Consider the following 21,555-nt stretch of genomic DNA (forward strand, 5'->3'; position numbering starts at 1 on the left):
CTTCAGTCGGCGATCTCGACGATCGGGATTCTGGGGATGTCGCCGGCCTCGAAGGCCGACAGATCGACCTCGATCGCATCGGTGTCGAAGCGAACGGGCACGTCGAAGGCAAAGCCGGCACTGACGACAGAGCCGGCCGGCGGAGCATGGCCGACGGCGAAGGTGATCAGCCCACTCGCGTGATCGCAGGAGACGACCGCCGGCTGCGGCTTCGCGACTCCGTCGACGGCAATCAGCACCGTTCCCGCGACCGGCTTGGTGATGCGGCGGACATAGGGCGCGTGCAGGCCGCCATAGAGCTTGCAGAGCTGGAAGACCCGCGTGGCGCCGTCACCGACGCCGATCTGCTGGTCGCTCGCCGCAGGGGTCGCCGAGGGCGCACAGCTCTTCCAGTCGAGCCGATCGCGCCAACGGAAACCGTAGAGCCGGCCGCGCCGTTCCTCGAAAAAGGCGACGACCTCGGCGAGGGCGTCAAGCGTGCGGATGCCGAAGCCGGCATCGTAGCGCCGGCGCGAATGGGCCCAGCGGCTGTTGCGGACCTCCCGGCCCGAGGCCAGCGTCACGACCTGGGTCAGCCGTTCCGGCCCGCCGCGGGCGCCGCGGGCGATCCCGGTGGGAAAGCGCACCTCATGGAAGCCGCTCATGCCGACTCTCCCCGTCCAGTCATGATATGCGCCTCAGAGCGCGCGATTGCCGCGCGCCACGGCCCGCGCGATTGCCGCTGAGACCTGAGCCTCGGAACGGCGGAAGCTGTCGGCATCGGGCGTCGAGACCTGAACGGTGACGCTGACCGGGCGCCGATCACCGCCACCGCCGGCCCGCACGCCGAGCTTGCCGTCGGGACCGCGCGACAGCGGCATGATCGCCTCCGCCCCGCGTTCGCCCATCAGCCCTAGCCCACGCCCCATGGCGAAATAGGAAGGAGCAGCGACGACGCCGCCATCGGCGAAGAACGAGACCGGCGAGCCGCCACCGCCGCCGCCGCCCATGCCGCCGGTAAAGAGCCCGGCCAGGCTGTTGATGCCGGAGCCGAGCCAGCTCGAGATCGTGTTCTGCAGCGGCTTCAGCGCTGATTTCAGCAGACTCTGGCTCAGCGAGTTGCCGATGCCGCGCAGCACGTCCTCGAAGCGCTTGCCCTCGATGATCCCGCTGGCGAAGGCCGAAGTGATCGACTTGCCGAAGGCCTGCGCCGACTTGCTCAGGCTCTGTGTCAGCGTGTTGAGGGAGCGCAGGCCACCGACGTCGAAAGAGGAGGAGTAAGTGGACGAATCGTCTTCGTCAGCCATCGGCGCAGCCTTTCCACTCATCGTTACGGGAAACGGGGTCCGGATGAGCCCGCATCAGCGCGTCCAGCGTCAGCCGCGAAGGCGGTTCGCCTGCCTCGGCCGGCCGATGGGCCTCAATCGCGGCAATGACTTCGCGTGGACTCGCCGCCCAGAAGGCGTCCGGCGTCCAGCGCAAGCGCCCGAGCCCGAAGGCCATGACCTCGCGCCAGGGGAAGGGAGCCGCCGCCGGTGCCCCTAGGCGACCGGCGGCGACGGAGGGCGGGCTTCCGTCCCCTCACCTGCCGGCGCGAAGGTCGCGTCGAGCAAAGCGATCGCCGCGGCGATGGCGCCGTTGAGCCCACCATCGAAAGGCAGCGCCGCGACCTCATCCGTGGCCAGCGCGCCGCCGGCGCCGCGTAAACCCGCAGAGAGAATGCGCGTGATATCGCGGGCCGAAAGCTGGCCGGCGGCGAAGCGCTCGCCCAGCGCCGGCAGGTTCTCGACCGAAAACGCATCCTCAAGTTCGGCGAGCGCGCCGAGGGTGAGCCGCATCGGCAGCGGCCGCCCCTCGACCATCAGGGCGACCTCGCCCCTGTAGCGATTGACCATGCGGCCTCCCCTCAGGCGAGCGTGAAGCTGAGCTGGCCCGCTGATTCCAGCGACAGCTCGAAAGTGACCTCGGCGGCGTGGTCGCCGCGATATTCCAGCGTCGAGAGCTGGAACGGCCCGGTGATCACGCCGAAATCAGGCACGATCACCTGCCAGTCGCGGATCGCGCCTTCGAAGAAGATCTGGCGCACCAGTGCGTCCGAAGCCTCGTCCTTGAAGATGCCGGCGCCGCTGATGCTGGCGCGGCGCATGCCGGCTCCCGCCAGCAATTCGCGCCAGCGCCCGGCCGACTCGGCATGGGTGACGTCGACCGCCTCGGCATTGAAGGCGATCTGGCGGGCGCGCAGGCCGGCCACGGTGACGAAGCTGCCGCCGGCATCGGCGGCCTTGAGCAAGAGGTCCTTGCCTTTCTGGGCAGGCATGGGCGGTCCTTTCGTCTGGCATCGGACCGAAAAGTGGGATCCACTTTTCGGAAAAATCGGATGCGATAACAATTAGATAGATCGCCGCTATTGCGTCCTGCCGGACGCGCGGCGATCTAGCGTCAGAGCGCCTCGGTGACGGCCCGGAAGGTCAGCGTCACCGTCGGCAGATGGGTCTTGGGATCACGGGCGAGCTTCGAGGACAGCCAGCTGAGATTGACCAGCCGGTGGCCCTCTGGCGCGAGCGCGGCGCCTTCCAGGCTGGCGACGATGCGCGCCGCAGCCTCGAGCGCCTTGCGCGAGGAGGCGCTCTCCCCGGCCCAGACGACGAGCGAGAGCTTCTGCTCGCAGCCGCGATCGCTCCCGGTCGACCAATCTTCGGCTGCGACCTCGCCATGGACGACATAGAGCCCGCTCGCGGCGCGCGGCGGCTCGTCATGGATGCGGCCAGCTCCGATCAGCGCCGTCAGCCCGGCATCAATCGAGAGATGCGCGTGGATGGCGCGCCGCAGCGGCAGGATGGCGTCGCTCATCGGCTGACCTCCTCGACCAGGCAGATCAGGCGCCGGCGGCCGCCATCGGGATCGCCGACCGCGCGGATGTCGAAGACCTGGTCGCCATCGCGCAGGCGCTGGCCGGCATCGACGCCGGCACGCCAGCGCAGGGTGATGCGGTGGCTCACCGCCTGCTCGGGCCGCTCGCCGCGCCAGCGTTCATTCCCCGAAAGCCATTCGACCTGGGCCCAGACCGCAGCGACAGTCTCGAAGCCGGTGAGCCGCCCGCCGGCGCCGTCCGGCGTCTCGACGGGTGCCTCCAGTACCAGCCGGCGGCGCAATGCGCCGACGGGGCGGCCTTTACCGATCTCCCTGGTCATCACAGCCTCACGCGGCGGAACGGAGCGACCAGCGCAGCGATCTCGACCGGTAGCCGCGTCGCATCACGGCTGACCACGTCGCCGCGATGCTCGGACCAGCGGCAGGCCAAGCGAAGCACGGCCTGCCGCAGCGGCGCCGGCACCGTGTCACGCGTCGCGCCGAAGCCGACAACGAGATCGATCTCAATCGCAGCATGGGCACGGCCAGGTGCAGGGACCGGACCTGCAATCCTGATCAGCGGCGGGTCGGAGCCTTCGACCAGCGTCAGCGAAGAAGATGCAACGGCCTCTGCAAGGCCACTCGTGGGATAGACGCATGCCACCGTGAGGCCGCGCACCGGCGAGAGCGGCAGGCGGATCTCGCCACCCTGCGGCCAGGCGTCGAGCACGATTCGCCAGCCCTGCTCGATCAGCAGACGGCCGGACGCCGCCTCGATCATGAGCCTGGCCGCCGTGATCAAGGTACCGAGCAGTTCGTCCTCGTCAGCGACGAGGATGCGTAGGAAATCCTTGGCCTCCGACAGCGAAACCGGCTCGATGGCCGGCGGCGTCAAAGCGAGCGGCGTCATGATCCCTCCTCTTTCGGGTTTGATCGGCGCCGTTGATGCGCTATCGAGCCCAGCCCGACAGCGGAGGCAGCTCGATGCGTGGCAGAACGGCGATTGCACTGGCGGCCCTGGCAACGGCATTTGCCGCGGCCTGCCCCGCCTCGGCCGTTGTCGGCGGGCGCGAAGGCGGGCCTGTCGCCGGCGCGACCGTGATGGTTCTCAATGCGCGCGGCGGCGTCTGCACCGGCATCGTGCTGTCCCGCCGGGCGATCCTTACCGCCGCTCACTGTGCCGACTCCCGCGTCGACCTGCGCATCCACTGGCGCGAAGGCGGCGAGCCGATGCTGGTCGAGCCGGCGGCGATCGCGCTGCACCCCGAATTCAACGCCAAATCCGTCACGAACCGGCAGCGCTCGATCGATCTCGCCCTGGTCAGGCTCAGCGCGCCTTTGCCGGCGCGCTTCTCGACCGCGACGCTGGTCGATAGCGGCCTGCCGCGCGCCGGCTCGCCGGTGACGTTGTCAGGCTATGGCGTCGCCCGCGAGGGCGATGCGAAGACGACCGGCACTTATCGCTCGGCCGCACTTGCCACCGTCGAGCCTTACGGGCCCGGCAAGATCCTGCTCTGGGCGTCCGATCCGGCGACCGGCGGCAAGCGCCCCGGCGCCGGAGCTTGCCAGGGCGATTCCGGCGGGCCGATCGTCGCCGGCTCGGACGGCGTGGTCGCCGTCTCCAGCTGGTCGACCGGCCCGGCCGGCAAACAATGCGGCCTGCTCAGCCAGGGCGTGCTGGTCGCGCCGCAGCGCAGCTGGATCGACCGGACGCTATCGAGCTGGGGCGAGGGCGCCGACTGGGCTACCGCGCCCTGACATCCCGTTCACGCGAAGAGCACTGGACTGCGCCGCAGCAAACCCTAGACTGGCACCATGGCAATGATGGCCTCGACCATGACCACTTCGAAGCGCGCCGCGACTGTCGCAATCGCTTTTTGCGCCGGCCTGCAGATGACTGCGCCGGCCCAAGCCGTGATCGGCGGCGTACAGTCCCGAGCCGTCGACGGCGTGCGCGCCTCGACCTTGCGGGTCGAGACCAGCCGCGGCGAGCTCTGCTCAGGCGCTGCGATCTCTTCCGAGCTCGTGCTCACGGCGGCGCATTGCCTGATGACCGGCGGCGCGGTCCGCGTGATCAGCCTCGACAAGCGCTTCCGCAACCGCACCCATGCCGTGGCGGCCGTGCTGCCGCACCCGACCTTCGTGCCCGGCACGACGCCACGCACCCAGCCGGGCGCGGACCTCGCGCTGCTACGCCTTGCCTCGCCGCTGCCGGCCGACATCCAGCCGCTGACGCTTGGCAGCGGGCTGTGGCAAGGTGAGACCGTGACCATGGCCGGCTTCGGGCTCGCCTCGGAGACGAACAAGAAGACCGCGCGCACGCTGCGCGAAGTCACCCTGGTCAACGCCGGCAACTATACCACCGCCAACACGGTCAAGGTCGCGGTCGACACCGAGAACCGTGGCGAGATCCTCGGTGCCGGCGCCTGCCGCGGCGATTCCGGTGGGCCCGTGCTGCGTGGCCCGCCCGGATCGCGCGATCTCGTCGGCATCGTTTCCTGGTCGAGCGGGCCGCTGAGCTCGCGCGTCAAGATGATCTGCGGCGGCTTCACCGCGATCACCCCGATCAACGACCACCGCGCCTGGATCGCCGAGGCGAGCGAGCGCTTGCTCCACTACGGCGACGAACCGCGCCAGGCGGGCGAGAACGCACGCCCGAGCGCAAGCTACAGCTGGTGGTTCGGCCGCTGACGCGGCCGAGACGAGCGCTCAGGCCGAGAACTTCAGCCCCTTGATCGCGGCGAAGTCCTGCACGCCGCCGCCGACGCGCTTGGTCGTGTAGAACAGCACGTGCGGCTTGGCGGAATAGGGATCGCGCAGGATGCGCACGCCCGCCCGGTCGACAACGAGATAGCCGCGGCGGAAGTCACCGAAGGCGATCGAGACCGAGTCCGTCGCGACATTCGGCATGTCCTCGGCCTCGACGACCGGAAAGCCGAGCAGCGTCGCCTGCGCGCCCGCAGCGGCCGGCGGCTGCCAGAGATACTGGCCGGTCGAGTCCTTGAACTTGCGCACCGCAGCTTGCGTCTTGCGGTTCATCACGAAGCTGGCGTTCTGGCGATAGCCGGCCTTCAGCGCATAGACGAGATCGACCAGGATGTCGGACGGGTTCGACGCGGTGAAGGCGCCGGCGACACCGGTCTTCAGCGTGCCGATATTGCCCCAGGTCCAACTGGTGTCAGCAACAGTCGGATAGGCCAGGAAGCCCTTGGGCTTGTCGACGCCGTCGCCCGTGACGAAGGCGGCTCCCTCCTGCTCGGCGAAGGCGCTCTCGACCTCCTCGGCGATCCACTGGTCGATGTCGACGATGGCGTCGTCGAGCAGGGTCTGCGTCGCCGCCGGCATGGCATAGAGCTCCATCGCCGGAAAGGAGAGCTCGGCCAGCGTCGGCGTGCCGGTTTGCGGACGCGCTGCCGTCTCCGCCACCCAGCCGGAAGCCGGGCCGGTGGTCGAGAACGCCTTCTTATAGGTGCCGGAGGAGATCGTGCGCACCGTCGCGATCGAGCGGATCGGCGACACGCTCGCCAGGCGCCGCAGGATCTCGCCCTCGACGGTCGAGGGCGCAAGATAGCCGCCGTCCGGGCCGGAGCCGGTCGACAGCGCCTTGGCTTCGAGCCACTTCAGGCCGGTGGCCTCGCCATGACGGACATAGGACGCGAAAGCAGCCTTGTGCTCGGCGACGGCCGGATCGCGATCCTCGCTCGCAGCCAGGGCCGGGCGGCGACTGTCAAGGCTCAGCCGGTCGAGCCGGCGGCGGGTCTCGTCGAGCGCATCGTCAAGGCGGGCGAGCTTCTCGCCGGTCAGCACATCGCCGCCCATGCGGGTCTCGAGCTCGGCCAGGCGCTCGTCATTGGTGGAGCGGTAGGCCTCCAGCGTATAGCGCAGATCGTCATAAATGGCGGCGGCCTCGCCGGTCGCCTTGGTCTCGGGAGCCTGGTTCAGCGCAGTCATGGAATCTCCTGTGGTTGCGGCTTCAGGTGGATTTCAGGCAAAGGCGGCGCGGCGAGGTGAACTCAGCGCCTTGACGGCGCTGACCCGGGCCTGCGGCAGCATCGGGAAGGTGACGAGCGAGATCTCCCAGAGGTCGACCTTCTCCAGGCGGCGCAGACCGGTGCGTGGTTCGGTTCGGGCGCGCTGCGAGCGGAAGCCGATCGAGAGCCCGTCGACGGCGCCGTCACGCATCAGCGCGTGCAGCTCGCGGGCCCGCGCCACGGCAAGCGAGAGCCGGCCGCGGACATAGAGGCCACGGGAATCCTCGCGCAGTTCGAGCCAGCGGCCGATCGGCTGCGTCGGGTCATGCTGCCAGAGCATCCGGATGCCGCCGGCACCGCGGCGGGCGAGGCTGTCGCGGAAGGCGCCGGGCTCGACCACCTCCCTGCCGAGATCGGCGATGCGGAATAGGCTGGCATAACCCTCGAAAGCGCCGTCCGGCTCGATCCGAGCCAAGGGCTGAGCCAGGAACTTGGCCTCCCGCGCCAATGCGGGATAGCGGGGCACGGCGGATCTCATCGCGCCCCTCCCCGTCCGCCGCGGCCATTGGCGTCGAGCTGCCCGAGCGTCTCGAAGAAGCGGCCGAACACGTCGCGCGGCGGCTGGCGGCCTGGACGCGGCGCCGCGGCGCTCGATCTGACAGCTGCCGGAGCCGGCCTGGGCGGCGGCTTGCCACCGGACTTGCTCATGAATCCCCTCCCTCATAGCGGGCGTTAAAGCGGGCGAATTCGCGCACGAACTCGTCGAAGCGCCGGTTGGCGGCGATCAGCTCGCGCAGGGCGAAGAGGGCGAGCCCCGAGGCGCAGAAGGCCCAGAGCAGCAGCGCGAGATGGCCGAGATCGCCGCGCGCGACGATCCCCGCCGCGGCTTCGTCGAACGGACTCATGACGACACCTCCCGGCGGCCATAACCGACCGCCTCACGTTTCTCGTCTTCACTAAGGAAACCGGCGGCGGACACCCGCCGCCACAGTGATTCCCGCTCATCCGCCAGCGCCTCGACCGCATCGAGATCGGGTTCGAGAATGAGCGCATCGCCGAAGGCCGGGCCAAGCCATTGCGCCAGGGACTGCGCCGTGCGCCTGACCAGCGGGATCAGCGTCTGGCGCCAGAAGGCCCGGTTGGCCTCGGCGAAATTGGCGTGGGTATTGTCGCCGGGCAGGCCGAGCAATAGTGGCGGCACGCCGAAGGCGAGCGCGATCTCGCGCGCCGCGACACCCTTGGCGGCGACGAAATCGAGTTCGGCCGGCGATAGCGACAGCGGCTTCCAGTCGAGCCCGCCTTCGAGCAGCAGCGGGCGCCCGGCATTGCGCGCGCCTTGGAAACCGTCCTCCAGCTCCTGCTTCAGCCGCTCGAATTGCGCCTCGGTCAGCGTGCCGCCTTCAGGGCCGTCATAGACCAATGCGCCGGAGGGCCGGGCCGCATTGTCGAGCAGCGCCTTGTGCCAGGCGCCGGCAGCATTGTGGACGTCGAGCGAGCAGGCGGCCGCCTCGACCGGCGAGAGGCCGTAATGGTCGTCGACCGGATGGAACAGCGACAAATGCAGGATCGGCGGCAGCGCACCCTCGTCCTGGCGGAAGCGGATGGTCTGGGCGCCGACCGCGTAGTCATAGCCTTCAGGCCAGCCATCGCGGCCAGGCACCACCCGCATCCGGTCGGGCCGGAGCGCATAAAGCTCGCGCGGCTCGCGGCCGATGCTCGCCGCTTCGACATAGGCATTCCCGGCGACGAGCAGGTGGCCGTAGAGCATCTCGCGGAAGGCGATGCCGCCCTGGCGCGGATTAGGCCGCTCGATCAGCGCCAGCGCCGGATGCTCCGGCACCTCCCGGTCCCCGACCTTGGCGATCAGCTGGGTCTGCGCCGCCGCCTCTGCGATCAACCGGACGCAGCGATGCACCACCGGATTGCGCTGATAGCCCTCGCGCGCCAGGGCACCGTAGTCGCGTGGCGTCCAGACCGGTCGCCCAGCTTCGTGCAGGGCGATCAGCGGCCCGATGCGCGAGCGCTTCTGTTCCGGCGCGGCAGGACCGCGCAGGCTGCGAAGGAAATTGAGCATGGGTTTCTCGCTGTTGTTGCAATCGTCGGGCGCTACAGCCCCCTCACCCGCGGCCGGCCCTTCGGCCCGAGCATCAGATGCGTCAGCGCCCAGACCAGCGCGTCGAGCCGATCGGGCGAGCGTCCGGAAGTCAGCCCTGTCGGGCCGAAGTCGCACATCTCGTCTTCCAGCGCCGGAAAGGCGCCGGCGTGGCGGACCCGGCCTTGCGCATAGAGTGCCGCCACCGGCTCGGCCCGCAGGAATTTTCCACGCGAGGCGCGAACCGGCGTCACCGGAACGCCCGGATCGACCTCGCGGATGACGCTTCCCGCCATCTCGCCGCCCTGGTTGACCTCGACGACGAGTGCATCGGCCTCCAGCCGGCGATAGAGCGCGACCGCGGCCGCCGCCCACTCATGCGGCCTGGCCCCGGCGAGCGTCGCATCCGCCAGCACATGGCCGATACCGTCTCGGTCGACTCCGGCCGCGACAAGCCCGCAGCTATCGGCTCGCTTCGACGAGGAGGCCGGCGGATCGATCGCCACCGCGATCCGCGCCAGCGGCGGCGCTTCACCCTCGCGGCACTCCTCGATCAATGCCCGGCTCCAGAGCGCATCCGCGCTCTCCTCGACGATCTCGCCTTCGAGCTCCTGCCGGCCGAGCCGGGTGCCGCCATAGGCTTGGCTCACGCTGTCGAGAAAGCTCGGCGCCAGGTTGAAGCGGTTGGCGCTGGTTGCCGCCCGGCTGACCGCGACGCGCGGATCGTCGAGCAGCCGCTTGATCAGCGGCAGCGGCCGCGGCGTCGTCGTCACCACCTGGCGCGGCCGGTCGCCGAGTCTCAGGCCGAGTTGCAGCATGTCCCAGGTCTCCTGAAGGTTCGGCCATTTCGCCAGTTCGTCCGACCAGGCGGCGCCGAATTGCGGCCCGCGCAGCCCTTCCGGATCTTCGGCAGTGAACACCTGCGCTATCGCGCCATTGCCCCATTCGAGCCGCCGCCGCGACGGCGACCAGACCGGCTTCTCCCAGCGATGATGGATCGCGAGCAGGCCGGAAACGCCCTCGATCATCACGTCGCGAACTTGAGCCTGCGTCTCACCGACGAGGGCGATGCGGCCGACGGGTTCGACTGCGAACGGCCAACGCCCCAGCGCCGTGCCACGCACCCATTCGGCACCAGTTCGTGTCTTGCCGGCGCCTCGTCCGCCAAGAACGAGCCAACTGAACCAATCATCCTGCTGGGCGGGAAACTGATCCGCGCGCGCCCAAGTGGCCCAAGTTGTCAGGATGATCTGCTGCTCTTCAGGCGAGGCTGTCTCCATGAGGCGGCGCACCAGCCGTGCCCGCTTCCTCGGCGGCAAGGACCGCAAGACGGCGTCCAAGCTCGCTGCGAAGCTCATCGACCCGGCGCAATCCTTCGGCGGGGCTGGGCTCATCCTCGGATTTTCCTCCCTCCCTCGCTGCAGCAGAATCCAGCGCGACCAGCTCGCGCACGGTGCGAGCCAGCGTCGCCAGCGTCTTCGCGTCGACTTCGCTCGCGGCGGTGCCGGCCGGCAATTCGGCCAGATGCGCCTCATGGGCTTCGAGCTGCGTCTGCGCGGCCTTCCAGAGCTTGCTGATCACAGCCTTGCGGCCGCGCGGCGCAGGCTTGCGCTTCGCCGCCGGCCGAGCCGGGGCGCTCTCGTCAGTCTCGTCGGTCATCGGAAACCTCGGCTCGGCCCGGACACGCAAAAGCCGCCGGCTGGGCAACGCGGCGGCTTCGTTCGTCTCAGGCGCAATTCGTGAGCGTTCCTGATCTCTACCCGATCAGCGTCACGATGTCAAGAAAAAATTCCTACCCGCATTTGATGCGCTCAAGGTTGGTAGGTCTGAAACGGAGGCGGTGTCGGGAACCCAGGCGGCGCGCTTCGCGGCACACTTTCTGCCAACTCGATGATCTCACGATGAGAAACCTGTACGGCAGCCTTCCAGTCATACCAAACAGAACTCGAAGGCCAAACCCGCATCAAGTTGATGCCCTCGTAGCCTCCAATCTTGTATCCACTGCCACTGACAAGCGCATGCATACAAAGGCGTCCCACGCAGAATGTCACAACTCTCGAATTACAAACGCTTTCCCCACTTTCAATGCGCTCCGGGTCGATAGTTATTTGGTTGGAGTCGCTTACCATCAGGAAACCAGTGGTAGCGCATACGAACTCATCCCCCCGCAGCACCATCATATTTCACAATCCACATCTGCCAGTGAGGCGGCGGGCTCAAATTTATCTTTATGTAGGAGCGATCCTCTTGAGGTATCGCAGCCATCCTCAAATCGATACGATCGAGAAGCACGATAATTAATGCAAACCAGAGCGCCATCTTCTGCTGATCAGCAGGAGAAATTTCCACTGGATCACCAGCTATCAGTGGCTGCAATATAGACTTTGCTTCGTGCTCGACGTTTCCGCACCAGCCGCTATTGCAATCCTGACATACGATCCGAAGCTTTCGGCTGAAGGTTGATCCCTGCCGAATCTCCACTGAAGGCGCAGGACCTGGTACAACGCTCTTGAACGTCCTAAACTCACCCACAACATTCTCGTGAGTGTTACTGAACGTGGGCAGAACCTGCTTTAGCCAAGCAGGCCAAATATGGGCTTTGGATAGCTTCCCGCCCGCGCAATATATGCAACGCCCGGGAGGCTTGAGCTTAGCCCTTTCCGGCACGACAACAGCCGTCCGAGAAACGCATTATCAAACCTCCGACTTCTCCACCCATTTGATCTGGGTCTGCGGCTTGTAGGCGTCCATCTTGTCGAGCAGCGCCGCCGGATCGGTCTCCATCATCGCCATGTCGCGATGGGCCTGCCACATGAAGCCGGCCTTCGTCGTGTTGTCGAGGAAGGCGGCGAGCGCGTCGTAGAAGCCGTCGATGTTGAGGAAGCCGAGCGGCTTGCCGTGGATGCCGAGCTGGCTCCAGGTCCAGATCTCGAAGATCTCCTCGAAGGTGCCGATGCCGCCGGACATGGCGATGAAGCCGTCGGAGAGCTCGGCCATGCGCGCTTTGCGGATGTGCATGGTCTCGACCACTTCGAGCCGGGTCAGCTTGTTGTGGCCGACCTCCTTCTCGCGCAGCGCCCGCGGGATCACGCCATGGACCTCGCCGCCGGCTTCGAGCGCGGCATTGGCGACGATGCCCATCAGGCCGACGGCACCGCCGCCATAGACCAGCGTCAGGCCGCGCCTGGCGATCGCCGTGCCCATGGCGCGGGCGCCCTCGGCATGGACGGGATCATGGCCCGGACTCGAGCCGCAGAAGACACAGACGGATTTCATGAGGCGAGTGCTTGCAAGATGCGGGCCCAGGAGCGCTGGCCCTTGTGGAAGGAGGACAGATCGTACTTCTCGTTCGGCGAATGGACGCGATCGTCGTCGAGGCCGAAGCCGACGAAGAGCGTATCGAGCCCGAGCGTGCGCTTGAAGTCGCCACCGACCGGGATCGAGCCGCCGCTGCCGATCGAGACGACGCGGCCGCCCCATTCCTCGGCCAGCGCCTTGCGCGCCTTCTGCAACACTGGGGAATCGACCGGCACCGCGAGCGCCGGCGAGCCGGAATGGCTGATGAACTCGGCGGTGACGTCCTCCGGCAGGCGCTCGCGCACGAACTGGTGGAAGGCGGCGGCGATCTTGGCCGGGTCCTGGTCGCCGACGAGGCGGAAGGAGACCTTGGCCGAGGCCTTGGCGGCGATCACCGTCTTCGAGCCCTCCCCGGTATAGCCGCCCCAGATGCCATTGACGTCGCAGGTCGGGCGCGACTGGATCTGCTCGATCAGCATGCGGCCGCGCTCGCCGACCGAGTGCTTCAGCCCGACCTGGCCGAGAAATTCCTTCTCGGTCAGGTTGAGATCAGCCCATTCCGCCTTCTGCGCGTTGGTCGGCTCGTGCACGCCGTCATAGAAGCCGGGGATGGTGATCCGGCCGGTCTCGTCATGGATTTCTGCGATGATCTTGGTCAGCACATGGATCGGGTTCGCGGCGGCGCCGCCGAACAGGCCGGAATGCAGATCGCGATCGGCCGCGGTCAGCCTGACCTCCTGATAGACCATGCCGCGCAGGGTCGAGGTGATCAGCGGCGTGACGCGGTCCCACATGCCGGTGTCGCAGACCAGCGCGAAATCGGCCTTGAGCTCGGCGGCGTTGGCCTTGATGAAGCCCGGCAGGTTGACCGAACCGGATTCCTCCTCGCCCTCGACCAGGATGGTGAGGCCGATCGGCAGGTCGCCGGTCTCGGCGAGCGTGGCGCGGATCGCCTCGATGAAGGTCATGACCTGACCCTTGTCGTCGCAGGCACCGCGGGCAAGGATCGCCTTCCGCCCCGGCTCGATCTCCTTGACGACCGGCTTGAACGGGTCGTTGTCCCACAGCTCCAGCGGATCGACCGGCTGAACGTCGTAATGGCCGTAGAACAGCGCATGCGGCGCGCCGGGCTTCGGGCGATGCGCGAGCACGACCGGATGGCCGCCGGTCTCGCGCAGTTCGGCCTTGAAGCCGAGGCTTTCAAGGTCGCGACGGAGCCATTCGGCCGCCTGGCGCGTCTGCGGATCGAAGGCGGGATCGGTCCCGATCGAGGGGATCTCGAGCCAGGAGGAGAGGCGCGCCAGCGAAGCGTCGAGATCGGCGTCGAGGCGGGAGAGGACTGCGGGAAGCTGGGACATGGCACTCACTGGAGGCTGATTCCGGTGGCGACATCATGCCTGGTCGCGCGCACGATGCCAGCCGTCCTGACGCATAGCAGCTTGCGTCGCGGCGGCGTCTACAACTCGTCCATATCCTCAGGCCACATCCGTGCGCCGTGCAGGACGCGAAGAACCCGGATCTTGTCTGCGGTCACAGCATAGACGGCGATATAGGGCGTGCGCTGAACGACCAATTCGCGGGTCCCTGCGATCCTGCCTGGCCGACCGCTTTCCGGAAACCGAAGGAGCCGGCGCACGGCGAAAGCGATCCGCTCGTCGATCTCGGCAGCCGCCTTCGGATTGTCGACTTCGATGTAGCTGAAGATCTCGTCGCGGTCGGCAAGAGCGAACGACGACCAGACCAAGCGCATCATGCTTTACCGCCGCCCTTGCGAAGGGCCGCAGCACGGCGCACGGCAAAACGGGCCTCGGCCTCGACGTCCTCGACATCGGGACGCTCATCCGCCAACGCCTGGAGCACTTTCGCGCGGAACCAGGCGTCGTGCGCGTCACTATTGCTGACGAGTTCGAGAGGCAGCGCGCCCTCGTTTGCCGTCCGCGTCAGCAGAATGCGCACGGCGTCCGATACGGTCAGGCCCATGCCCTCGAGAACCGCCGTCGCGCGGTCCTTTACGTCAGCATCGATACGCGCCTGCACCAAGGCATTCTGAGTCATGACGAGGCTCCCTACAGGAGCCCTATGTAATGCATCTGAATGACAATGGCCAGATACGGCGTCTGATCTCGCTACCGCCGCCCGCCCGTCAGGCTCCCGAGCACACCGCGCAGGATGGCGGTACCGACCTGCCGACCGATCGAGGTGGCGGCCGAGCGCGCCGCCGAGGTGATGATCTTCTCGGTCATGCTCTGCGGCAGCGGCCCGCCGCGGCTGCCCGGGCCGGTCTTCGGGCGCTCCCGAGTGCCGCCGAGCCAGCCGCCGATCGTATCGAGGATGCCGCCGCCGCCTTCGGTCGAAGCTTCGACCGGCGAGCCGTCGGCATTCATGCCCTTGCGCTTCATCAGCGCCTCATAGGCCGACTCCCGATCGACCATCGTGTCGTATTTGCCGGTGAAGCCGGAGGCGCGCATGCACTGCGTCCGCTCCTGCGGCGTGATCGGGCCGACCTGCGCCATCGGCGGAGCGATCAGGCAGCGCTCGACCATGGTCGGCGAGCCCTTGCCTTCCAGCGTCGAGACCAAGGCCTCGCCGACGGCGAGCTGGGTGATCGCCTGTTCGGTGTTGATCTTCGGATTCTGCCGGAATGTCTCGGCGGCAGCCCTGACCGCCTTCTGGTCACGCGGGGTGAAGGCGCGCAGCGCGTGCTGGACGCGGTTGCCAAGCTGGGCCAGCACCGTATCGGGAATGTCGAGCGGATTCTGCGTGACGAAGTAGACGCCGACGCCCTTGGAGCGGATCAGGCGAACGACCTGCTCGACCGCGGTCAGCAACGCCTTGGGCGCACCGTTGAAGAGCAGATGTGCCTCGTCGAAGAAGAAGACGAGCTTCGGCTTGTCGAGGTCACCGACCTCCGGCAGCTGCTCGAACAGCTCGGAAAGCAGCCAGAGCAGGAAGGTGGCGTAGAGCCGCGGATTGGCCATCAGCTTGTCGGCGGCCATGATGTTGATCACGCCGCGGCCGTCGCGGTCGGTCTTCATCAGGTCGTTGATGTCGAGCGCCGGCTCGCCGAAGAACAGGTCGCCCTTCTGGTTCTCGAGCACGAGCAGGGCGCGCTGGATCGTGCCGACCGAGGCGGAGGTGACGTTGCCGTATTTGGTCGTCAGCTCCTGCGCATTCTCGGCGATGAAGGACAGGATCGCGCGCAGGTCCTTGAGATCGAGCAGCAAGAGCTTCTGCTCGTCGGCGATACGGAAGGCGATATTGAGCACGCCCTCCTGGGTGTCGTTGAGGTCGAGCAGGCGCGCCAGCAGCAGCGGGCCCATCTCGGAGATGGTGGCGCGGACGGGGTGGCCCTGCTCGCCGAACACGTCCCAGAACACGGTGGTGAACTGGTCGGGTTGGTATTTCAGCCCGAGTTCCTCGGCGCGCTTGACGAAGGGCGGTTTGGAATTGCCCGGCGCTGCGATGCCTGAGAGGTCGCCCTTGATGTCGGCAGCGAACACCGGCACGCCATGCTTGGCGAAGCCTTCCGCCAGCACCTGCAGCGTCACCGTCTTGCCGGTGCCGGTCGCGCCGGTCACCAGGCCGTGGCGGTTGGCGAGCTTGAGCAGCAGCACCTCCGGCTTCTCGCTCTTGCCGATCAGGATCGTGCCGTCATCCGCCATGGTCGCGCCTGTTCCGTTGCCATAAGGTCGTGCAAGGGATGTAGCGAAACGCGAGGTTGGGCGGAAGCATGAAGATCGCTTCCATCCGAGATAGTTTATGTGTAAACTATCTTAAGAGCACCAGCAGGCTCGTCATAAGAGGATCGCATGATGGAAGAACTGATCTCCCGCATCACGGCCGTTTCCGGCCTCGACGAGTCGCTGGCGAAGAAGGCGATCGGCATCATCCTCGCCTTCCTGCAGAAGGAAGGCCCTGCAGCCGAGATCGGCCAGCTGATGGCGGCGCTGCCGGGCGCGCAGGAACTCGCCGAGACCGAAGGTGGCGCCAAGGGCGGGCTTCTCGGCACGATCGGTGGCCTGATGGGCGGTGGCGGCGGCGTGATGGCGCTGGGCGGCCAGCTGATGGGCGCCGGCCTGTCGATGGGCCAGATCCAGAGCGTCTCGAAGGAGATGTTCGCCGTCGGCCGCGAGCAGGCGGGCGAGGACACGATGGGTGCGATCGTCGGCGCGATCCCGGGCCTCGGCCAGTTCGTCTGAGCCGACGCAACCCCCACAAGTTTCCGGAACGCCGCCCTATCGGGCGGCGTTTTCGTTTGCAGGCATAGGAGTTCCCTGTCGCGGGGATCGGCATTTCGGCACGGCTTTCCGACCAAGGGGGCATTTGCGTTCGCGCCGAGCCATGGCAATCAGGACTTCGCGGTTGCACAATGGGCCGCCAACTGGCGTGTGCTCCACCGCCTGACGGGAATGGCGGGAGGAACACGTGCAAGGAGTTCGCTGCTGATGACCTCGACAGTCCTCGCCGATCTGCCCTTCATGGACGCCTTCGCCACGCCGGGCGAAGCGCAGTGGCGCGCTGCGGTCGACAAGGTGCTGAAGGGCGCCGATTTCGAGAAGAAGCTGGTCGGGCGGACGACAGACGGCATCCGCATCGAACCGCTCTACGAGGCCGCAACCGAGGAAGGCGCACGCCCCCTGCGCGCCAAGGCCGGACGCTGGCGCGTCACGGCGCGCGTCGATCATCCGGATGCGGCCGAAGCGGCAAGGCTCGCCCTCGCCGAGCTTGAGGGCGGCGCCGATTCCCTCAGCCTGAGTTTCGCCGGCGCGCCCGCAGCGCGCGGCTTCGGCCTCAACGCGACCTCCGTAGATGCTCTCGACGCGGCGCTCGACGGCGTCATGCTCGATCTCGTTCGCCTCCGGCTCGACCCTGCTCCGCGAGGCCGCAAGCATGCGCTGCTGCTGGCCGATCTCGTCGCGCGACGCGATCATGCGCCCTCTTCGCTCCAGATCGATTTCGGCATGGAGCCGATCGGCGCGTTCGCGAGTACAGGGGCGCTCACCCCCTCCTTGCCCGAGCTCGGCAAGCGCATTGCCGAGACAATCGCCACGCTGAAGGCGCGCGGCTTCACCGGCCCCTTCCTCGCCGCCGATGGCCGGATCTGGCACGAGGCCGGCGCGACCGAAGCGCAGGAACTCGGCGCGGTGCTGGCAACGGCGGTGACCTATCTGCGCCTGCTGGAAGCTGAAGGTCTGCCGCTCGCCGAGGCGCGCGACGCCATCTCCTTCACCCTCGTCGCCGATGCCGACGAGTTCGTCACCGTCGCCAAATTGCGCGCCGCGCGCCTGCTCTGGGACCGGGTGCAGCGCGCCTGCGGGCTCAATCCCAAGCCTGTCTTCATTCACGCCGAGACCGCTTGGCGCTCGCTGACGCGGCGCGACCCCTGGGTCAACCTGCTGCGCGGCACCATCGCCGCCTTCTCGGCCGGCATCGGCGGGGCGGATTCGATCGGCGTGCAGCCCTTCACCGCCGCGCTCGGCCTGCCAGACGGCTTCGCCCGCCGGATTGCCCGGAATACGCAACTGATCCTGCTGGAAGAGGCTAATCTCTGGCGCGTCGCCGATCCGGCCGCTGGGGCCGGCGGCTTCGAGGCACTGACGCAGGCGCTGTGCGAGCAGAGCTGGCGCAAGTTCCAGGACCTTGAAGCCGAGAGCGACGGAAACCTCACCGGCATCGTCGGCGCACTCGCCAACGGCCATATCCAGAAGGGGCTGGCGCGGGAGCGCGATGCCCGGGCCAAGGCGATCGCGACCCGGCGCGAGCCGATCACCGGCACCAGCGAGTTCCCCAACCTGTCGGAAGCCTCGGTCTCGGTGCTGGCGCCGCTGCCGGCAGTTGCGCCGAGCAGCGATGCGGCCGGTGATGCGATCACGGTCGAGGCTTTGCCGAGCATCCGTTTGGCCGAGCCGTTCGAGGCGCTGCGCGCCCGCGCCGATATCGCGGAAGCTGCCGGCGAGCGGCCGAAAGCCTTCCTCGCCACGCTGGGGCCGATCGCCGGCTTCACCGCCCGCGCCGGCTTCGCCCGCAACCTGTTCGAGGCCGGCGGCATCGCAGCGCCTTCCGGCGACGGCTTCGCCAAGACCGGCACAACCGATCTCGACGCACTCGTCGCGGCCTTCCGTGCTTCCGGGGCGAAGCTCGCTTGCCTCTGCGGCTCCGACGAGGCCTATGCCGCCGAGGCTGTCGCAGCCGCAACTGCGCTGGCTGCGGCAGGCGCTACTGTTTGGCTCGCCGGCCGCCCGGGCGAGCAGGAAGCGGCGCTACGCGAGGCAGGCGTGACGAACTTCGTCTTCGCGGGCGGCGACGCCATCGCCGTGCTGCAGGATGCGCTGGCGATCGCCATATCCCCTGTCAGCACCAGCAAGGGATAAGCATGCCGATCGCCCTCACCATCGCCGGCTCCGACTCCAGCGGCGGCGCCGGCATCCAGGCCGACCTCAAGACCTTCGCCGCGCATCAGGTCTATGGCGCCAGCGTCATCGTCGCGCTGACCGCGCAGAACACCACTGCGGTGACCGCGATCCATCCGGTCCCGGCCGATTTCGTCGCCGCGCAGCTCGACGCTGTCTTCGACGATCTCGCCGTCGATGCGGTGAAGATCGGCATGCTCGCCACCGCCGAGCTGATCGAGACCGTCGCCGACGGGTTGGAGCGCCACAACGCGAAGAACATCGTGCTCGACCCGGTGATGATCGCGGCCTCCGGCGGCCGGCTCCTGCGCGAAGACGCGATCGAGGCGCTGAAGCGCCGCCTGCTGCCGCTCTGCGCCATCGTCACGCCCAATCTACCCGAGGCGGCCGCCCTGCTGGGAACCGCCATGGCGGAGACCGAAGATGCTGCGGCCGAGCAGGCGGAGGCTCTGCTCGCGCTCGGCCCGGCCAATGTGCTGGTCAAGGGCGGCCACGGCACGGGCGACGACAGCGTCGACATCCTGATCGGCAAGGACGGCCGGCGCGAGCGCCTGGTTGCGCCGCGCATCGCCACGCAGAACACCCACGGCACCGGCTGCACGCTGTCCTCGGCGATCGCGTCGGGCCTCGCCCACGGCCTTGCTCTCAATGAGGCGGTGGCGTTGGCGAAACGCTATATCTCGGCCGCGATCGCGGCCTCGGACGCGGTCAAGGTTGGCCGCGGCCACGGACCAGTGCATCATTTCCACCATTGGTGGGACAGGCCAGACGGGAGCAAGCCATGACCGCGATCCCGGATTTCACGAAACTCGCTTTCGCCGACGGTGCGGCCGGCGCGAGCGCCCCCCAGGCCACAGGCGACCTCTGGCAGACGCCGGAGGACATCCCGGTCAAGTCGCTCTACACCGCTGCCGATCGCGACGGCCTGCCCTTCGTCGATACGCTTCCGGGCATCGCGCCCTATCTGCGCGGCCCCTATCCGACCATGTACGTCAACCAGCCCTGGACGATCCGGCAATATGCCGGCTTCTCCACGGCCGAGGATTCGAACGCCTTCTACCGGCGCAATCTTGCCGCCGGCCAGAAGGGATTGTCGGTCGCCTTCGATCTCGCCACCCATCGCGGCTATGACAGCGACCATCCGCGCGTCGGCGGCGATGTCGGCATGGCCGGCGTTGCGATCGACTCGATCTACGACATGCGCACGCTGTTTTCCGGCATCCCGCTCGACCAGATGAGCGTGTCGATGACGATGAACGGCGCCGTGCTGCCGGTGCTGGCGCTCTATATCGTCGCGGCGGAAGAACAGGGCGTGCCGGCGGCCAAGCTCTCGGGGACCATCCAGAACGACATCCTCAAGGAGTTCATGGTCCGCAACACCTATATCTACCCGCCCTCGCCCTCGATGCGGATCATCGGCGACATCTTCGCCTACACCTCGGCGAACATGCCGAAGTTCAATTCGATCTCGATCTCCGGCTACCACATGCAGGAGGCCGGAGCGACGCAGGACCTCGAGCTCGGCTACACCCTCGCCGACGGCGTCGAATATATCCGCGCCGGTCAGCGCGCCGGCCTTGGCGTCGATGTCTTCGCGCCGCGGCTCTCCTTCTTCTGGGCCATCGGCATGAACTTCTTCATGGAGGTGGCTAAGCTCCGGGCTGCCAGACTGATCTGGGCCAAGCTGGTCAAGGATTTCGGGGCGCAGAACGAAAAGTCGCTGCCCTTGCGCACCCATTGCCAGACCTCGGGCTGGTCGCTGACGGCGCAGGATGTGTTCAACAACGTGCCGCGCACCATGATCGAGGCGATGGCGGCGACGCAGGGGCACACCCAGTCGCTGCACACCAACGCCCTCGACGAGGCGCTGGCGCTGCCGACCGACTTCTCCGCCCGCATCGCCCGCAATACCCAGATCGTGCTGCAGCAGGAGAGCGGCACCAACCGGATCATCGATCCCTGGGGCGGCTCCTATTATGTCGAGCGGCTCACCGCAGAGCTCGCCGCCAAGGCCTGGGGCCATATCAGGGAAGTCGAGGCGCTCGGCGGCATGGCCAAGGCGATCGAGGCCGGCATCCCCAAGCTCCGGATCGAGGAGGCCGCAGCCAAGACGCAGGCGCGCATCGACGGCCGCCAGCAATCGATCATCGGCGTCAACATCTTCAAGCCGGAGAACGAGGCGGCGATCGACGTGCTCAAGGTCGACAACGCCTCGGTCCGCGCCCAGCAGCTCGACAAGCTCAGGCGCCTCAAGGCCGAGCGCAACGAGGCGGAGACGCAAGCGACGCTCACCGCGCTGACCAATGGCGCGCAGGGCGGCGGCAACCTGCTCGACCTCGCCGTCAAGGCGGCGCGGGCGAAGGCGACCGTCGGCGAGATCTCGCTGGCGATGGAGACAGTGTTCGGGCGCCACCGCGCCGAGATCAAGGCGATCTCGGGCGTCTACAAGCGGGAGGTCGGCGAGATGAACCCTGCCGTGACGCGCGTGCAGTTGATGTGCGAGGCCTTCGAAGAAGCGGACGGGCGCCGCCCGCGCATCCTCGTCGCCAAGATGGGCCAGGACGGGCACGACCGCGGCCAAAAGGTGATCGCCTCGGCCTTCGCCGATCTCGGCTTCGACGTCGATATCGGCCCGCTGTTCGCCACGCCCGACGAGGCGGCGCGCCAGGGTGTCGAAAACGACGTCCACATCGTCGGCGTCTCCTCGCTGGCGGCCGGCCACCTGACACTGGTGCCGGAGCTGAAAGCCGCACTCGCCAAGGCCGGCCGGCCCGACATCATGATCGTGGTCGGCGGGGTGATCCCGCCGCAGGATTTCGACGCCCTGATCGAGGCCGGCGCCAGCGCGATCTTCCCGCCCGGCACCGTCATCGCCGACGCCGCCGAGAAGCTGCTGGAAGAGCTCAACCAGCGGCTGGGCTACGCGCAGAAAAACGCGGCGGAGTGATCCGCCGCG

25 protein-coding genes and 1 pseudogene are annotated in these 21,555 nt (G+C 67.7%); 6 read left to right on the top strand and 20 right to left on the bottom strand.

Annotated elements, in window-relative coordinates:
• Positions 1-2: 2 nt before the first annotated feature.
• From AC1DS0_RS16955 to AC1DS0_RS16990, 8 genes and pseudogenes are all read right to left on the bottom strand, one after another.
• A complete protein-coding gene (locus tag AC1DS0_RS16955; RefSeq protein WP_476815458.1) occupies positions 3-644 on the bottom strand; it encodes a phage distal tail protein, Rcc01695 family in 642 nt (213 codons plus the stop codon).
• A gap of 33 nt (positions 645-677) precedes the next feature.
• A complete protein-coding gene (locus AC1DS0_RS16960; protein ID WP_476815459.1) occupies positions 678-1,286 on the bottom strand; it encodes a phage tail tape measure protein in 609 nt (202 codons plus the stop codon).
• A pseudogene (locus AC1DS0_RS16965) lies at positions 1,279-1,488 on the bottom strand (phage tail assembly chaperone); the annotation flags it as partial. The pseudogene AC1DS0_RS16965 and the gene AC1DS0_RS16960, both read right to left, overlap by 8 nt.
• A 32-nt stretch (positions 1,489-1,520) precedes the next feature.
• A complete protein-coding gene (locus tag AC1DS0_RS16970) occupies positions 1,521-1,874 on the bottom strand; it encodes a gene transfer agent family protein (protein WP_476815460.1) in 354 nt (117 codons plus the stop codon).
• Between the two features lie 11 nt (positions 1,875-1,885).
• Positions 1,886-2,296 (bottom strand): phage major tail protein, TP901-1 family, encoded by a 411-nt coding sequence (locus tag AC1DS0_RS16975; RefSeq protein WP_476815461.1) that lies wholly within the window; start codon positions 2,294-2,296, stop codon positions 1,886-1,888.
• A gap of 122 nt (positions 2,297-2,418) precedes the next feature.
• Positions 2,419-2,829: a DUF3168 domain-containing protein gene (locus AC1DS0_RS16980; RefSeq protein WP_476815462.1), complete on the bottom strand. Its 411-nt coding sequence runs from the start codon at positions 2,827-2,829 to the stop codon at positions 2,419-2,421.
• Complete coding sequence (locus tag AC1DS0_RS16985; RefSeq protein ID WP_476815463.1) at positions 2,826-3,170, bottom strand: phage head closure protein; 345 nt, start codon at positions 3,168-3,170, stop codon at positions 2,826-2,828. The genes AC1DS0_RS16980 and AC1DS0_RS16985 overlap by 4 nt, the downstream gene beginning before the upstream one ends.
• Positions 3,170-3,739: a head-tail connector protein gene (locus AC1DS0_RS16990; protein WP_476815464.1), complete on the bottom strand. Its 570-nt coding sequence runs from the start codon at positions 3,737-3,739 to the stop codon at positions 3,170-3,172. Before AC1DS0_RS16990 ends, AC1DS0_RS16985 begins: the two co-directional genes overlap by 1 nt.
• 74 nt (positions 3,740-3,813) lie before the next feature.
• Here AC1DS0_RS16990 and AC1DS0_RS16995 point away from each other — a divergent pair, with 74 nt between their 5' ends.
• Together AC1DS0_RS16995 and AC1DS0_RS17000 are read left to right on the top strand one after the other, a co-directional pair.
• The gene (locus AC1DS0_RS16995; protein WP_476815465.1) at positions 3,814-4,587 is read left to right on the top strand and encodes a S1 family peptidase; all 774 of its coding nucleotides are present in this window, start codon (positions 3,814-3,816) and stop codon (positions 4,585-4,587) included.
• 78 nt (positions 4,588-4,665) lie between these two features.
• Complete coding sequence (locus AC1DS0_RS17000) at positions 4,666-5,520, top strand: S1 family peptidase (protein ID WP_476815466.1); 855 nt, start codon at positions 4,666-4,668, stop codon at positions 5,518-5,520.
• 18 nt (positions 5,521-5,538) lie between these two features.
• Here AC1DS0_RS17000 and AC1DS0_RS17005 read toward each other — a convergent pair whose 3' ends face one another.
• The 12 genes from AC1DS0_RS17005 to AC1DS0_RS17060 form a co-directional block, all read right to left on the bottom strand.
• The gene (locus AC1DS0_RS17005; RefSeq protein WP_476815467.1) at positions 5,539-6,780 is read right to left on the bottom strand and encodes a phage major capsid protein; all 1,242 of its coding nucleotides are present in this window, start codon (positions 6,778-6,780) and stop codon (positions 5,539-5,541) included.
• Between the two features lie 33 nt (positions 6,781-6,813).
• Positions 6,814-7,326: an HK97 family phage prohead protease gene (locus AC1DS0_RS17010; RefSeq protein WP_476815468.1), complete on the bottom strand. Its 513-nt coding sequence runs from the start codon at positions 7,324-7,326 to the stop codon at positions 6,814-6,816.
• Positions 7,327-7,334: 8 nt separating this feature from the next.
• Entirely contained in the window at positions 7,335-7,508 is a 174-nt protein-coding gene (locus tag AC1DS0_RS17015) for a hypothetical protein (RefSeq protein WP_476815469.1), read from the bottom strand.
• Positions 7,505-7,705 (bottom strand): hypothetical protein, encoded by a 201-nt coding sequence (locus AC1DS0_RS17020; RefSeq protein WP_186418980.1) that lies wholly within the window; start codon positions 7,703-7,705, stop codon positions 7,505-7,507. Before AC1DS0_RS17020 ends, AC1DS0_RS17015 begins: the two co-directional genes overlap by 4 nt.
• Entirely contained in the window at positions 7,702-8,874 is a 1,173-nt protein-coding gene (locus AC1DS0_RS17025; RefSeq protein ID WP_476815470.1) for a phage portal protein, read from the bottom strand. The genes AC1DS0_RS17020 and AC1DS0_RS17025 overlap by 4 nt, the downstream gene beginning before the upstream one ends.
• Positions 8,875-8,906: 32 nt before the next feature.
• On the bottom strand, positions 8,907-10,172 hold the full coding sequence (locus AC1DS0_RS17030; protein ID WP_476815471.1) for a DNA-packaging protein: 1,266 nt from the start codon (positions 10,170-10,172) through the stop codon (positions 8,907-8,909).
• Entirely contained in the window at positions 10,153-10,551 is a 399-nt protein-coding gene (locus tag AC1DS0_RS17035; RefSeq protein WP_476815472.1) for a hypothetical protein, read from the bottom strand. Before AC1DS0_RS17035 ends, AC1DS0_RS17030 begins: the two co-directional genes overlap by 20 nt.
• 1,035 nt (positions 10,552-11,586) lie before the next feature.
• Complete coding sequence (locus AC1DS0_RS17040) at positions 11,587-12,168, bottom strand: LOG family protein (RefSeq protein WP_476815473.1); 582 nt, start codon at positions 12,166-12,168, stop codon at positions 11,587-11,589.
• Complete coding sequence (locus AC1DS0_RS17045) at positions 12,165-13,547, bottom strand: M20/M25/M40 family metallo-hydrolase (RefSeq protein ID WP_476815474.1); 1,383 nt, start codon at positions 13,545-13,547, stop codon at positions 12,165-12,167. The genes AC1DS0_RS17040 and AC1DS0_RS17045 overlap by 4 nt, the downstream gene beginning before the upstream one ends.
• 98 nt (positions 13,548-13,645) lie before the next feature.
• The gene (locus AC1DS0_RS17050) at positions 13,646-13,939 is read right to left on the bottom strand and encodes a type II toxin-antitoxin system RelE/ParE family toxin (protein WP_476815520.1); all 294 of its coding nucleotides are present in this window, start codon (positions 13,937-13,939) and stop codon (positions 13,646-13,648) included.
• Positions 13,939-14,244 carry a type II toxin-antitoxin system RelB/DinJ family antitoxin gene (locus AC1DS0_RS17055; protein ID WP_476815475.1) on the bottom strand — a complete coding sequence of 102 codons (306 nt, stop codon included), beginning with the start codon at positions 14,242-14,244 and terminating at the stop codon, positions 13,939-13,941. The genes AC1DS0_RS17050 and AC1DS0_RS17055 overlap by 1 nt, the downstream gene beginning before the upstream one ends.
• Positions 14,245-14,315: 71 nt before the next feature.
• A complete protein-coding gene (locus tag AC1DS0_RS17060) occupies positions 14,316-15,851 on the bottom strand; it encodes a helicase HerA-like domain-containing protein (protein ID WP_476815476.1) in 1,536 nt (511 codons plus the stop codon).
• A 150-nt stretch (positions 15,852-16,001) separates the two neighbouring features.
• On the opposite strand from AC1DS0_RS17060, the gene AC1DS0_RS17065 reads away from it, so the two are divergent.
• The 4 genes from AC1DS0_RS17065 (at position 16,002) to scpA (ending at position 21,546) form a co-directional block, all read left to right on the top strand.
• Positions 16,002-16,388, top strand: coding sequence for a DUF2267 domain-containing protein (locus AC1DS0_RS17065; protein WP_152017273.1), 387 nt, complete (start codon positions 16,002-16,004; stop codon positions 16,386-16,388).
• Positions 16,389-16,634: 246 nt separating this feature from the next.
• Entirely contained in the window at positions 16,635-18,560 is a 1,926-nt protein-coding gene (locus AC1DS0_RS17070) for a methylmalonyl-CoA mutase family protein (RefSeq protein ID WP_476815477.1), read from the top strand.
• Entirely contained in the window at positions 18,557-19,384 is an 828-nt protein-coding gene (thiD, locus tag AC1DS0_RS17075) for a bifunctional hydroxymethylpyrimidine kinase/phosphomethylpyrimidine kinase (RefSeq protein ID WP_476815521.1), read from the top strand. Before AC1DS0_RS17070 ends, thiD begins: the two co-directional genes overlap by 4 nt.
• Positions 19,381-21,546, top strand: coding sequence for a methylmalonyl-CoA mutase (gene scpA / locus AC1DS0_RS17080; protein ID WP_476815478.1), 2,166 nt, complete (start codon positions 19,381-19,383; stop codon positions 21,544-21,546). The genes thiD and scpA overlap by 4 nt, the downstream gene beginning before the upstream one ends.
• Positions 21,547-21,555 lie beyond the last annotated feature (9 nt).

This window comes from Allobosea sp. P4_H5, from assembly GCF_056400825.1.